Origin of the sequence: Nocardioides sp. NPDC087217 (genome assembly GCF_044744805.1) — a bacterium.
Taxonomy (GTDB): domain Bacteria; phylum Actinomycetota; class Actinomycetes; order Propionibacteriales; family Nocardioidaceae; genus Nocardioides.
This window is the reverse complement of record NZ_JBIUZB010000002.1, coordinates 994,115-1,007,379: the sequence shown is the minus strand read 5'-3', so window position 1 is coordinate 1,007,379 and position 13,265 is coordinate 994,115. Positions and strand designations below refer to the sequence as shown.

14 protein-coding genes are annotated in these 13,265 nt (G+C 71.5%); 10 read left to right on the top strand and 4 right to left on the bottom strand.

Translation table 11 applies throughout. From position 1 onward, the window contains the following. Positions 1–11: 11 nt before the first annotated feature. The gene (locus ACIO3S_RS12250; RefSeq protein ID WP_400463552.1) at positions 12–1,565 is read right to left on the bottom strand and encodes an FAD-dependent oxidoreductase; all 1,554 of its coding nucleotides are present in this window, start codon (positions 1,563–1,565) and stop codon (positions 12–14) included. A gap of 72 nt (positions 1,566–1,637) precedes the next feature. On the opposite strand from ACIO3S_RS12250, the gene ACIO3S_RS12245 reads away from it, so the two are divergent. From ACIO3S_RS12245 to ACIO3S_RS12200, 10 genes are all read left to right on the top strand, one after another. Further along, complete coding sequence (locus ACIO3S_RS12245) at positions 1,638–2,195, top strand: XRE family transcriptional regulator (protein WP_355224860.1); 558 nt, start codon at positions 1,638–1,640, stop codon at positions 2,193–2,195. A 79-nt stretch (positions 2,196–2,274) separates the two neighbouring features. Next, positions 2,275–2,538 (top strand): type B 50S ribosomal protein L31, encoded by a 264-nt coding sequence (locus tag ACIO3S_RS12240; protein ID WP_400463547.1) that lies wholly within the window; start codon positions 2,275–2,277, stop codon positions 2,536–2,538. A 79-nt stretch (positions 2,539–2,617) separates the two neighbouring features. Continuing rightward, complete coding sequence (locus tag ACIO3S_RS12235) at positions 2,618–3,736, top strand: CobW family GTP-binding protein (RefSeq protein ID WP_400463544.1); 1,119 nt, start codon at positions 2,618–2,620, stop codon at positions 3,734–3,736. A gap of 30 nt (positions 3,737–3,766) precedes the next feature. Next, positions 3,767–3,943, top strand: coding sequence for a 50S ribosomal protein L32 (rpmF, locus tag ACIO3S_RS12230; protein WP_400463541.1), 177 nt, complete (start codon positions 3,767–3,769; stop codon positions 3,941–3,943). A gap of 26 nt (positions 3,944–3,969) precedes the next feature. Next, complete coding sequence (gene rpsR, locus ACIO3S_RS12225; RefSeq protein ID WP_141804807.1) at positions 3,970–4,206, top strand: 30S ribosomal protein S18; 237 nt, start codon at positions 3,970–3,972, stop codon at positions 4,204–4,206. Positions 4,207–4,212: 6 nt separating this feature from the next. Next, entirely contained in the window at positions 4,213–4,335 is a 123-nt protein-coding gene (gene ykgO, locus ACIO3S_RS12220) for a type B 50S ribosomal protein L36 (protein WP_160023080.1), read from the top strand. 146 nt (positions 4,336–4,481) lie between these two features. Further along, positions 4,482–6,023 carry an ABC transporter substrate-binding protein gene (locus ACIO3S_RS12215; protein WP_400463536.1) on the top strand — a complete coding sequence of 514 codons (1,542 nt, stop codon included), beginning with the start codon at positions 4,482–4,484 and terminating at the stop codon, positions 6,021–6,023. Continuing rightward, on the top strand, positions 6,020–6,979 hold the full coding sequence (locus ACIO3S_RS12210; protein WP_400463533.1) for an ABC transporter permease: 960 nt from the start codon (positions 6,020–6,022) through the stop codon (positions 6,977–6,979). The genes ACIO3S_RS12215 and ACIO3S_RS12210 overlap by 4 nt, the downstream gene beginning before the upstream one ends. Beyond that, on the top strand, positions 6,976–7,803 hold the full coding sequence (locus ACIO3S_RS12205; RefSeq protein ID WP_400463530.1) for an ABC transporter permease: 828 nt from the start codon (positions 6,976–6,978) through the stop codon (positions 7,801–7,803). Before ACIO3S_RS12210 ends, ACIO3S_RS12205 begins: the two co-directional genes overlap by 4 nt. Further along, positions 7,800–9,191 carry an ABC transporter ATP-binding protein gene (locus ACIO3S_RS12200; RefSeq protein ID WP_400463527.1) on the top strand — a complete coding sequence of 464 codons (1,392 nt, stop codon included), beginning with the start codon at positions 7,800–7,802 and terminating at the stop codon, positions 9,189–9,191. Before ACIO3S_RS12205 ends, ACIO3S_RS12200 begins: the two co-directional genes overlap by 4 nt. A gap of 94 nt (positions 9,192–9,285) precedes the next feature. Here ACIO3S_RS12200 and ACIO3S_RS12195 read toward each other — a convergent pair whose 3' ends face one another. The 3 genes from ACIO3S_RS12195 to ACIO3S_RS12185 form a co-directional block, all read right to left on the bottom strand. After that, complete coding sequence (locus ACIO3S_RS12195) at positions 9,286–9,564, bottom strand: HU family DNA-binding protein (RefSeq protein WP_160023086.1); 279 nt, start codon at positions 9,562–9,564, stop codon at positions 9,286–9,288. A 219-nt stretch (positions 9,565–9,783) separates the two neighbouring features. Next, positions 9,784–11,541 (bottom strand): ABC transporter ATP-binding protein, encoded by a 1,758-nt coding sequence (locus tag ACIO3S_RS12190; protein WP_400463524.1) that lies wholly within the window; start codon positions 11,539–11,541, stop codon positions 9,784–9,786. After that, a complete protein-coding gene (locus ACIO3S_RS12185; RefSeq protein WP_400463522.1) occupies positions 11,538–13,238 on the bottom strand; it encodes an ABC transporter ATP-binding protein in 1,701 nt (566 codons plus the stop codon). Before ACIO3S_RS12185 ends, ACIO3S_RS12190 begins: the two co-directional genes overlap by 4 nt. Positions 13,239–13,265 lie beyond the last annotated feature (27 nt).

Genomic DNA, 13,265 nt, shown 5'->3' with positions numbered 1-13,265 from the left:
ACACCTGGTGGTCACCGGCGACGGAGCAGGACCACGGCGTCCTCGAGGCTGGACTCCTCGCCGGACGGGGTGGTCACGGGACGGTGCCGGTGCTCGAGGACGACGGTCTCCCAGCTCTCCTCGGGCAGGCGGAGCTCGGCCAGCTCCTCCTTGGCGTCGAGGAAGCGGTGCTCGTGCGCGGCGGCGTCGGCCCACGGCGGTGCGGCCGCGTGGGAGGTGACCAGAAGGTATCCGCCCGGGGCCACCAGCTCGGCCGCGCGCCGCAGGATGTCGGTGCGCGGCAGCTCGACAGGGGAGTGGAAGAAGCTGGCGGTGACCAGGTCGTAGCTCCCGTCGAGGTCGGCCGGTGAGGAGAGGTCGGAGACCACGAACCTCGCCTGATCCTCGCTCAGCCCGGCAGCACGCGCCGCCTCGCGTCCGCGCGTGATGGCGTTCTCGGAGATGTCGATCCCGGTTGCTCGCCAGCCCTGCTGCGCCAGCCAGATCACGTCGGCGCCCTCCCCGGAGCCCAGGTCGAGGGCCGTCCCGGGCTCGAGGCCCGAGGCGATGTCACCGAGCACCGTGTTGACCTTGCCGGACCAGATCCGGTCGCTGCCGGCGTACCTCTCCTGCCAGAAGTCCACCGCAGCGGGGCCTGCCTGGGCACGGTCGAAGTCGTCGGTGACCAGGGTCATGTTCACGACGCTGCCGGCCATGGTGCCGGCGCTCATGCTGATCGGGACGTTGGCCATCGGGTTGGAGACGTTGCCGACCGCCCAGATCCGGTCGCTGCTGGTCTTGCCGGTCGCGTCGACGGCGAGGAAGCTGCCCACCGGTGAGTCGGAGCGGTCGAGGCCGAGGTGGGTCAGGAAGCCGTCGTGCGGGCGCAGGGTGCCGGCGGTGAAGATGGCGCCGACCTCGGTGATCTTCCCGTCGGCCGTGCGGACCGCGGTGACCTGGTCGCCCTCGCCGAGAACCGCGGTGACCGGAGAGGTCACGAGGGTGATCCCGCGCGACAGCAGCCGCTGCTCGTCGGCCTCCTCGAGCGGGCCGAGTCCGGCGGTGAAGACGACGACGTCGTCGCTCCACTGCCGGATGAGCTGCGCCTGGTGCATCCCGAGCGGTGAGGTGGTCAGGACGCCGATCCGCCGATCGCGCACCTCCCAGCCGTGGCAGTAGGGGCAGTGCAGGACGGTGGCGCCCCAGCGCTCGGCCAGGCCCGGGATGTCGGGAAGCTCGTCGGTGACGCCGGTGGCGACGATCGCCACCCGGCCGCTGAGCCGGTCGCCGTCCTCCAGGAGGACGCTCACGCCGTGCTCGGTCTCGTCGAGGCGGGCAACGCGCCGGGGACGGATCCCCACGTAGTACGCAGCCAGCTCCTCACGTCCCTTGCGGAGCAGGTCCGTGGGGTCGATGCCCTCGTGGCCGAGTACGCCGTGCATGTGGGCCGCGAAGCGGTTGCGGGGGAGGCCGGAGTCGACCACGAGGGTCCGGCGGCGGGAGCGGCCGAGCATGAGAGCCGCGGAGAGGCCGGCGGCACCGCCGCCGATGACGATCGCGTCGAAGTCTTCGGTGTGTTGGGTCATGCCTCCAGTTCAGTGGCAGAATGAAGTAACGGCAAGGGTTCTTGCGGAAATGGCAAATGGGAGATGGAGCACATGATCGACGAGCTCAAGCAGGTCGGCCCGCGGATCCGGGCGATCCGGCACAGCAAGGGATGGACCCTGGACCAGCTGGCCGCGATGGCGGAGATGTCGCCGAGCACGCTGTCCCGGCTCGAGTCGGGCAAGCGGCAGGCGAGCCTGGAGCTGCTGATCCCGCTGACCCGCCACCTCGGCGTGGGTCTCGACAGCCTGGTGACGCCGTCGGTCCCGGATCCGAGGGTGCGCCGGCCGGTGATCCGCCGTGACGGCATGGAGATCGCGCCACTGACGCCGGAGGGCTCGCCGGTCAACACGTTCAAGATCACCTACGAGCCGGTGACCGAGGTGCCGGAGCCGCGGGTCCACGACGGCTACGAGTGGCTCTACGTCATCTCCGGCAAGCTGCGGCTGCTGCTGGGCGACCGCGACCTCGTCCTGACCCGCGGTGAGGCGGCCGAGTTCGACACCCGGGTGCCGCACGCGATCTTCGCTACCGGGTCCCGCCCGGCGCAGGTGCTGAGCATCTTCAACAGCGACGGCGTACGCATGCACACCCACACCGCCGAGGGGTGAGTCTCGCCTCGATGTGAGTGAGGCGTGACGCTGTGTGTAGAATGAGAACCGTTATCATTAACCACAGCGGGAGGTCCCCATGAAGCAAGGCATCCACCCCGTCTCCGGGCCGGTCGTCTTCCGCGACCGCTCGGCGGACAAGCTCTTCCTGATGCAGTCGACGATCCTCGAGCGTCTCGCTGACGACCATGAGCGGGTCACCTGGGAGAACGGTGAGAGCTACCCGGTCGTCGACGTCGACGTCTCCAGCGCCAGCCACCCGTTCTGGACCGGACGCGGCCGCGTCGTCGACACCGAGGGACGGGTCGAGCGGTTCAAGCGTCGCTACGGGCGTGGCCGATGAGCGAGCGTCAGCGAGCGACCATCGAGAATCTCAGTGCGCCGCGTCCGTATCCTGGCGCTTGCGCTACGGAGGTGGCGCGATGAGCGCGCCGCGTCCGCGGTCGCCCCGCAACCTCTCCCGCCCCAAGGTGCCGGTGATCCTGGTGAGTGGGGTCGCGGAGAGTGCGATGCTCTCGGCGACCATCTCGCTGCAGTTCGGCCTCCCCGACGCCGTCATGGTGCGCCACGTCATCGACCCCGAGCGCCAGCTCCTCACCCGCGTTGTCAGCGACCTGACCGGCGTGATCGAGCACGAGGAGATCAACCTCGCCCACGCCTGTGTGGCCTGCGCGATCCGCGAGGACATCGTGCCGACGCTCGAGCGCCTGGCGGCCCAGGGCCGTTGGGGGAGCATCGTGGCCTGCCTGCCGGTCGCCGCCGAGGCGATCCAGGTCTGCCGGGTGCTCGCGTGGGCTCCGCGGATGGCTCCGCACATCTCGATCGCGGCCGTCGTCGCGGCGCTCGAGGGTGCGACCGTCGCCGAGGACCTGCTCGGCCCCGACCTCCTCGACGAGCGTGGGCTGGCCACCTCCGAGGACGACCGGCGCGGTGTCGCCGAGGTCGCCAGCGCGATCGTCGAGTACGCCGACGTCGTCAGCATCACCGAGATCCCCGATCCCGAGGAGGAGTCGCTGGTCGCGACGCTCGCCCGGCCGGGTACGCCGGTGGTGACCGACCCATCGCTCCTGGACGCCGCCGGCCTGGTCGCCGGCGTACACCGCCACCACGCGGTCGAGGCCTGGGTCGCGGAGGTGCGGCGCAACCCGCTCCCGCCGCTGCCCGAAGGCGGCGCCTGGCGGCTCGACCTGCGCTCGGAGCGTCCGATCCACCCGGTCCGGTTCCAGGAGGAGCTCGAGCTCCTCGGCGGTGGCCCGCGCCGTTCGCGCGGCTGCTTCTGGGTGCCGACGCGCCCCGACGACATCTGCGTCTGGGACGGGGCCGGTGGCCAGGCGAGCGTGGGCTCGACCCAGAAGTGGGGTCGCACCGAGCGGCTCACCCGGATCGTCGTGATCGGCATCGACGACGACGCCGACGAGATCCCGCGGGCCTTCGAGCGTGCCCTGCTCACCGACCGGGAGATCGCCCAGCGCGGCCAGATCTGGGAGGAGTCCTGGGACGGGCTCGAGGACTGGCTCGGCCCCATCGGCCGCGCCGCCTGAATTGCATCCACCACCCCGAAGGAGGCCGCCATGGCCGTACCCAAGCGCAAGATGTCGCGCAGCAACACCCGCCACCGCCGGTCGAGCTGGAAGGCGACCCCGGTCGCGCTCGTGCCGGTGACCGTCGACGGTCAGAGCTACGACGTACCCCGCCGCCTGGTCCGCGCGGTCCAGCGCGGCTACCTCGACCCCGCCAAGCTCCGCTGAGAGGCTCTACTGAAAGGAAGGGGCCGATGCCCAAACGACCGCCGTCTCCCGTCCGCAAGCGGCGCAAGCCGTTGCTGGCTCCGGACGTGACGTATGTCGACTACAAGGACGTGCAGCTGCTGCGTACGTTCATCTCCGACCGCGGCAAGATCCGCTCGCGCCGTGTCACCGGACTCACCCCGCAGCAGCAGCGCGCGGTGACCAAGGCGATCAAGAACGCCCGCGAGGTCGCGCTGCTGCCCTATACGAGCACGAAGGGATAGATCCCCATGAAGGTCGTCAACTCCATCCGGTCGCTGAAGAACCAGCCCGGCTCCCAGGTCGTACGCCGCCGCGGCCGGGTCTACGTGATCAACAAGCGCAACCCGCGCCTCAAGGCGCGCCAGGGCTGAGTCCGGCTCGCCCTGAACCTCGGCCCCGCAGCTCCGTGAGCTGCGGGGCCGGCCGACGTCTGTCTGTGGGGTCTCCGCCAGCCAAGTTGCAGATGGGAATCATTCTCATTTAGGGTTCGACGTCACCTGACTGGAAGGCAGCAAACATGCACATCCGCCCCCACCTGCGAGGCGTCGCGGTCCTCGCGGCCGTCGTCCTCACCGCGACCGCCTGCGGCTCGCGATCCGAGAGCCCGGCCGACACGCTGCGCATCGCCGGACCGTTCGAGCTGCACAGCCTCGAGTCGTCCGCGGACGGCTACTTCTTCACCCGGCTCCAGGTCACCGAGACCCTGGTGACGGCCGACATCGACGGTGCTCTCGCACCCGGCCTGGCCACGACGTGGGCAGCCGAGGACGACAACAGGACCTGGACCTTCGACCTGGTCGAGGGCGCCGAGTTCCACGACGGCGAGCCGATGACCGCCGAGAACGTCGTCGCCGTTCTCGAGAAGGTCGAGGCCGAGGCTGCCAGTCCGCTGGCCGACGTCGGCGTCGAGACGATCCACGCGGAGGGCGGCTCGGTGGTGATCGAGCTCGCCGACTCCTACGTCTCCCTGCCCGCGGTGCTCAGCCACTACAGCACCGCGATCCTGGCCCCCTCGGCCTACGACGAGGAGGGGAAGGTCGAGGACGTCATCGGCACCGGGCCCTACCGGATCGAGACGATCCAGATGCCCTCCCGCATCGAGACCGTACGTGTCGCCGACTGGCGCGGCGAGGAGCCCGACGTCGAGAAGGTCTCCTTCCAGGCCGTCGGCCGGGCCGAGAGCCGCGCGGTGATGGCCACCAGCGATCAGGCCGACGTGGTCTTCGGGCTCGAGCCGGCCGGTCGCGAGCGGGTCGAGAAGACCGACGGCGTGGACATGGCCTCGACCCTGCAGCCCCGCACGATCCACATGAAGATGAACGCCGGTGACCCGGCGCTGAAGGACGTACGTGTCCGGCAGGCGATCAGCATGGCGCTGGACCGGGAGGCGATCGCCGAGGCGGTGCTGAGGGAGAAGGAGCTCGCCGCGACCCAGCTGATGCCGCCGACCCTGAAGGACTGGGACGCCGACCTCGAGCCGCTGACCTACGACACCGAGGGTGCCAAGGCGCTGCTGGCCGAGGCGGGCTGGAAGGCCGACGCTGACGGCACGCTCACGAAGAACGGCGATCCGCTGCGGCTCGAGCTGCTGACCTACCCCGACCGGCCCGAGCTGCCGGCGCTGGCCACCGCCATCCAGGCCGAGCTCGCCAAGGTCGGCGTGCAGGTGGACGTCGAGGTCTCCAACTCCAGCGAGATCCCGGCCAAGCACGCCGACGGCACGCTTCAGATGGCGCTCGTCGCCCAGTTCTTCGCGTTGGTCACCGACCCGCTGCCGACCGTCGCCGACACCTTCGGCGAGGGTGGGTCCGACTGGGGCGCGATGGGCTGGGGCGACCCCGCCGTCGCGGAGGCCGTGGCCGCGCTGACGACGGGAGCCGAGGGTGCCGAGGGCGCCGCCCACCGCGAGACGATCGTGCGGGCGGCTCAGGAGCAGCTGCCGCTGGTCCCGGTCGCGTGGTACCGGATGAACGCCGCGGTCAGCGACCGGGTCGACGGGTTCGTCCTGGACTCCCTCGAGACCACCTGGCGGATCACCGACGTCGAGCTGGCGTCGTGAGGGCGCGGGTCGCCGGGGGCGTCCTCGTCCGGCGGGCGGCGCAGGCTGTCACGGTGGCGGTCGGCGTATCGGCGCTCTGCTTCGTGATCACCCAGCGGTTGCCGGGGGACATCGCCTACCGGATCGCGGCGGGGCGCTACGGCTACGACATGGTCGACGCGTCCGCGGCAGCCCAGGTGCGCGACGAGCTGGGGCTCGACCAGCCGCTGTGGCAGCAGCTCGGCGCGTGGGTGGTCGACCTCCTCCAGCTCGACCTGGGCCGGTCGCTGGTCACCTCCCAGCCAGTGCTCGAGGAGGTCGGGTTCTACCTGGCGGGCACGCTGCAGCTCGCCGGGCTCGCGATCGTCATCGCGGTCGTCCTGGGTGCCGGGATCGGGGTCGTGGCCGCCCGCCGGCCGGGCGGGATCGCCGACCGGTTCGCGTCGCTGTGGGTCGCCGGCGTACGTGCCGTACCACCGTTCCTGCTGGGGCTGCTGCTGATGATCGTGCTCTCCGCGCAGCTGGGACTGTTCCCGGCGGTCGGGCACGGCGGCGGGAGCATCGTGCTGCCCGCGCTGACGCTGGGGCTCGGACTCTCCGGGCTCATCGCGCGGGTGACCAGGGACGCCGTGGTGGAGGTCCGTGGCTCGGCGTACGTGGAGTTCGCCCAGACCAAGGGACTGGCCGAGAGGTGGGTGCTGGTCAGACACGTGGTGCGCAACGCGGCGGTCGTGCTGGTGCCGTACCTCGGGGTGCAGTTCGTCGTGCTGATCGAAGGAGTCGTCGTCGTGGAGAGCCTCTTCGCCTGGGACGGGCTGGGCCACTCGCTGGTCCACGCCGTCTTCTGGCGTGACATCCCGGTGCTGCAGGCGTCCGCGCTGGTGCTGGCGCTGCTGATCGTGCTGGTCAACACGCTCGTCGACCTGGCCGTCGCCTGGCTCGACCCGCGGCCGCGGGGACGGGCGGTGATGGCATGAGCATGCTGATGCTGGAACAGACGCTCGGGTATCGGCGGCAGCGGTCGTGGAGCCGGATCGCCGCGGTCGGCGGGCTGGTCCTGATCGCCGTGTTCGCGCTGGTCGGGCCGCTGGTGCTGCCCGACCCCTCGAGCCAGGACCTGGCTCGCTACCTGCAGCCGCCGTCGCTGTCGGACCCGCTCGGGACCGACGACTACGGGCGTAGCGTCGCCTCCCGGGTCGCGCACGCCACCAGGGTCTCGCTGCTGCTCGCGCTGGTGTGCGTGGCGACCGCACTGGTGCTCGGCTGCGTCGCCGGGGTCGCCTCGGCCTGGTTCGGTGGCTGGGTCGACTCGCTGCTGCGCTCGGTCTCGGAGGCCTTCGTGGCGGTACCGGCGCTCCTCGTGGTGCTGTTGGTCTCGGCGCTCGCCGCGCCCGGGAGCATGGTGGCGCTCTACGTGGGGCTCGCGCTGGTGCAGTGGGTGGAGTTCTTCCGGGTGGTGCGGGCACGCAGCGCCCTGGTGCTCGGCTCACCCGCGGTGGAGGCGGCGGGGTTGCTGCAGCTCGGCTGGACCCACGTCGTCCGTCGCCACCTGTGGCCGGCGCTGCGCCCGCTGCTCGTGACGCTGGCCTCGCTCGGCATGGTCACCTCGATCCTGGCGATGTCGACGCTCGGCTTCGTCAAGGTCGGCCTCCAGCCGCCACGCGCGGAGCTGGGCCTGATGATCACCGAGTCGTTCCCGTTCTACGACGCGGCGCCGTGGATGCCGCTGGCCCCGGTCGGGGTCCTGTTCCTGCTCACCGTCTGCCTGCTCGGCCTGCGATCCCCGGAGGAGGGGCGATGAACATGAAAGCCACCGGAGTGGTCGTACGCACCGGATCGCTGGTCCTCGCCGACGTACCCGAGGTGCGGATCGAGGCCGGGCGTGCGCTCTCGATCGTCGGCGAGAGCGGGTCGGGCAAGTCGGTGCTCGCCCACGCCCTCATGGGTACGCTGCCGCGCGAGCTGGCTGCCGTCGGGTCGCTGACGATCGGGGACGAGTCCTTCGACCTCGCCGACCGCGGTGGCCGGCGGAAGCTGTGGGGCCGCGAGGTCGCCCTGCTTCCGCAGGAGCCCGCGCTCGCGCTCGACCCGACCATGCGGGTACGCGCCCAGGTCGCCGAGGGCGCGCCGGGCTGGTCGCCCCGCAGCGTCTCCGCAGCGCGGGCCGCCGATCACCGGCTGGGCCAGGTCGGGCTGGCCGGCTCGGGCGGTGCCTACCCGCACACCCTCTCGGGCGGCATGGCCCAGCGGGTGGCGTACGCCGCGGCGACCATGGGCGGGGCCAGGCTGCTGATCCTCGACGAGCCGTCCAAGGGCCTCGACCGGGCGTCGGTCGACCAGCTCGCCGATCTGCTGCTCGGCCATCTCGAGGAGGGCGGCCTGCTGCTCACCATCACCCACGACCTGCGCCTGGCCCGCCGGCTCGGGGGAGAGGTGATGGTGATGCGCGAGGCGGCCGTGGTCGAGTCCGGGCCGGCCGAGGAGGTGCTGGCCACGCCGACCGGCGACTACACCCGGCGCCTGCTGGCCGCCGAGCCCTCGCACTGGGACCACCCCTGGATGCGTTCGCGGGCGCCTGGCGGGAGCGAGCTCCTGGTCGGCGCCTCGGGCCTCGCGAAGGCGTACGCCCACGGGCCGGTCTTCGAGGGCCTCGACCTCGAGATCAGGGCCGGTGAGCGGCTCGCGATCACCGGGCCCAGCGGTGCGGGCAAGACGACGCTCGGCAACGCGCTGCTCGGGCTGACCCGGCTCGACGCGGGGTCGGTGACGTACGGAGAAGGGGTGGGCCGGGGAAGGCTGCAGAAGCTCTATCAGGACCCGGCGCTCTCCTTCCCGCAGCAGGTGAGCCTGGAGAAGGCGCTCGGCGACGTGATGCGGCGCCATGGTGTCGGCGAGGCGGAGGTGCGTGCGTCGCTGGAGCGGCTCGGTCTGCCGTACGAGATCCTGCGCCGCCGGCCGGGGCAGGTCTCCGGCGGTGAGTTGCAGCGGATCGCGGTGGTGCGGGCGATGCTGACGCGTCCTGCGCTCGTCTTCGCCGACGAGGCCACCTCGCGGCTCGACCTGGTCACCCAGGAGCAGACCGTCGACGCGCTGATGAGCGAGATCGACGAGAGCGGGGCCGCGCTGCTGCTGGTCACCCACGACACCGACCTGTCGGCTGCCGTCGCGGACCGGGAGGTCGCGCTCTGAGAGCTCCCCGCTGAGGACGATCCTCCGAGAGCAGTCATCAAATAAGGAAAAGGCCGGGTCATGAAGACCCGGCCTTTCTTAGGTGTCCAGGGACTCAGCCCTTGGCGACCCGCTCCTTGAAAGCGGAGCCGGCCTTGAACGCCGGGCCCTTCGAGGCCGGGATCTTGATCTCGGCGCCGGTCTGCGGGTTGCGGCCGGTGCGAGCCGAGCGCTCGCGCGACTCGAACGTACCGAAGCCGGGCAGCGTGACCTTGTCGCCGTTGGCAACGGCCGCGCTGATCGCCTCGATGGCGGCACCCAGGGCGGCGGAAGCCTGCGTCTGGGTGATCTCGGCCTGCTTGGCGATTTCGCTCACCAGGTCGGTGCGGTTCATGCGATCTCCTTTAATCGTTGATCAGAGCCGCAAAGGTTGACGAGATGCGGCTCGTCGCCAGCGTAGGCCAGTCCTACGGATCTTCAACCTTCACGCGCCGCGTGTTCCGCGTGGTTACGGGCTCTGCGGGGGTTCGGAGCGCCTTCCGGGGCCTCGCGAGAGCTCATCTCGACCACTCGGGTCGTTCTCAGAGACGGCCCGGCGGTCAGCTGTCCAGGTCTACTCGCTCGTGAGAAGCCGCCAGCCCTCGGCCTGCGTACGTTCGCGCCAGAAGTCCAGGTACCGCCCGCCGTGAGCCAGGAGCTCGGCGTGGGAGCCGCGCTCCACGATCCGGCCGCCGTCGAGGACGACGATCTGGTCGGCGGCGACGACGGTCTGCAGACGGTGGGCGATGACGATGACCGTACGGTCGGCGGAGAGCGCGGTGAGCGCCTCCTGGACCGCGGCCTCGTTCTCGGCGTCGAGGGCGGCGGTCGCCTCGTCGAGGAGGACGACGGGGGCGTCCTTCAGCAGCGCCCGGGCGATCGAGACCCGCTGCTTCTCACCGCCCGAGAGCGTGGAGCCGGCCTCCCCGATCCGGGTCTGCCAGCCGTGGGGGAGACGGTCGACGATGTCGTCGACCCGGGCCAGCCGCGCGGCCTCCCTCAGCTCCTCGTCGGTGGCGTCGGGGCGCGACATCATCACGTTGTCCCGCAGGGTGCCCTCGAAGAGGTAGACGTCCTGGAAGACGATCGAGACGCGCCGCATCAGTGCCTCGGTGCCGAGATCGCGTACGTCGACCCCACCGAGCATCACCGAGCCCGACGTCACGTCGTGGAACCGGGCGACCAGGCGCAGCAGGGTGCTTTTCCCGGAGCCCGATGGCCCGACCACGGCGGTCAGCGAGCGCGGAGGAGCGATGAGGGAGACCTGGTCGAGGACCCGGGTGCTGTGTTCATAGGAGCCGGCGCTATAGGAGAAGGCCACGTCGCGCAGCTCGATGCCGCTGTCGGCCGGCTCGGCCGGCGTGGACGGCTCGGGGAGCGGCTCGAGGTCGAGCACGTCGAGGACACGTCTCAACGAGCCCTCGGCGATCCGCAGCGCGCTGGAGAGCTCGCCGTAGTCGATGAGCGACTCCACGAACCGCACGGTGAGGACGAGGAGCCCGATCGCCGTGGCCGGAGCGAGCGACCCGCCGAGACTGAGATGGACGGCCAGCGCGATCACCAGGGTGAGCAGCGCCTGGATGGAGAGCAGCTGGATCCCCAGGCCGCCGAACCCGGTCACCAGCAGCCGTCGCGACGCCCGCTTCTGCTCCCGCAGCGCGTTCTCGACCAGCTCGTTGCCGTGCACGGTGCGGCCGAAGACCCGCAGGGCGGGCTGGTTGAGCGCGAACTCGACCACGCGCGCCGAGCCCTCCGTCATCGCGGCGTCGTAGGCGCCCTCGCCGCGGCCGACGATCGTCGCCAGGAGCCGGGTGGTGGCCAGCACGGCGACGACCCCGACGAGGAGCGCGAGCGCCAGGCGCCACTCCAGGAACGCCATCGCGACGACCACCGTGACCGGGCTGACCACCGCGGCGATCAGCGGCCGCAGCAGATGTCCTGGCACCGAGGCGATGTCGGTGGCGCCCTTGGACGCCATCCGGGAGAGCTGCCCCGTGCGGTCCTGGTCGTACCAGCCCAGCGGCAGCCGTACGGTGTGGTCGCCGAGCCGCGCCAGGGTGATGTCGAGCAGGTCGCAGGCGAGGTCGTAGCCGTCCAGGTTTCCCACGGTCAGCGCCACGTGGTGGGCCACGAAGAGGCCGGCGAGTACGCCCAGCCACGTGGACGTGGCGTCCCAGTCCTGGCGCAGGGCGGCGTCCAGGACCGGCACGACACAGGCGAAGGCCAGACCCTGGAGTACGCCGGTGGTGACGAACATCGCCACGACGCGGGCGAGCTGGCGCCGATGGGTGTGATCGAGGAGGTCGGCGAGCAGGCGGACGATGGCGATCATGCCGGCTCCTCCTGGACCCAGCCGCCGACCGGGTGGGCGCGCTGGTCGGCGGCCCAGAGCCGGGCGTAGCGCCCGCCCCGGGCGAGGAGCTCCTCGTGGGTGCCGCGCTCGGCGACCCGGCCCTCGTCGAGGACCACGATCTGGTCGGCCGCGGTGACCGTCGAGAGCCGATGTGCGATCACCAGCAGCGTACGTCCGGCGACGAGGCGAGACAGCGCCCGCTGGACGAGCGCCTCCGACTCGGGATCGGCTGCGGCGGTGGCCTCGTCGAGCACCAGGATCGGGGTGTCGGAGAGGAGGGCGCGGGCGATCGCGACCCGCTGCCGCTCGCCGCCGGAGAGCTGGCCGTCCTCACCGACCACCGAGTCGTAGCCTCGCGGGAGCTCGTCGATGCGGCCCGCGATCTGTGCGGCCTCGGCCGCGCGTCGTACGTCCTCGTCCGGTGCCTCGGGGTGAGCGAGCCGGATGTTGTCCCGGATCGAGGTACGCAGCAGCCCGGTGTCCTGGAAGACGAAGGAGACCTGCTCGTAGAGCTGCGCGCTCGTCATCTCGCGCAGGTCCACCCCGGCGATCGTGATCCGGCCGGAGGTGGGGTCGGCGAAGCGGGGCAGCAGCTTGGCCAGCGTCGACTTGCCCGAGCCGGAGTGGCCCACGAGCGCGGTCACGGTGCCCGGTTCGAGGACCAGGTCGATGTCGTGGAGCACCGGCTGCGCGCCGGCCGAGTAGGCGAAGGAGACACCGTGCACCTCGACCCGCGAGGAGTCCGGGGCTGCGCACGGCGCGGCCGGCTCCGGAAGCTCGGGCTCGGCCAGCAGGAGCTGGATGCGCCGGGCCGCCTCGGTGGCCTCGCGCAGCTCGCGGGCGGCGTAGCCGGCGACGGTGACCGGCGCGGTCATGGCCAGGCCGAGGACGAGGAAGGGAACCAGGTCGGGCCCGGTGATCCAGTCCGCGCGGAGCATCCAGACCCCGGCGCCGAGGACGAGCACGAGGGTCAGCGCCGGTGTCAGCGCGAGCTCCATCAGCAGCATCCCCAGGGCGGAGTGTCGCATCCAGGCGCGGTTGAACCCGCCGAACCGGGTGGCGACCTCTGCCAGGCGCCGGTGAGCCTGCCCGGTGGCGCCAAAGGTCTTGATCTCCGCGATCCCGCCGGTGTTCTCGACCGTGGCCGCGGCGAGCTCGGCCAGTCCGGCGTCGTAGTCACGGTAGAGCGTGGCGGCGCCCCGCATCGAGATCCGGAACCCGACCAGCCCGAGCGCGAGCGGGACCAGGGTGACCAGGGCGAGCGGCGGGGAGACGATGAAGAGGTAGCAGGCGACGACGGCAGGCAGCGTGATCGCCGCGGTGAGCTCCATGACCGAGTGGGCGACCAGGTGGTGCAGCGCGGCGACGTCGTCCTGCACCGCCTTCTTCACCGTGCCGGAGTTGCGTTCGGTGAACCACGCCAGCGGCACCCGGCCGAGCCGGGCGACCAGCAGCCGGCGCAGGTGGATGGAGAGGTCGAGGTCGGCGACGTGGGAGAGCCACGACGAGCCGAGCACCGTCGCCAGGCGCACCAGCAGCGCCGCCACGCTCACCCAGACCACGACCCACGCGCGGTCGGCATCGACATCGGCGCCGGACGCCGCGGGCAGCAGGATCCGGGCGAGCTCGACGATCCCGACCAGCGGCACCAGCCCGGCGACGGTCGAGGCGACCATCAGCAACAGGCTGGCGATCAGCCTTCC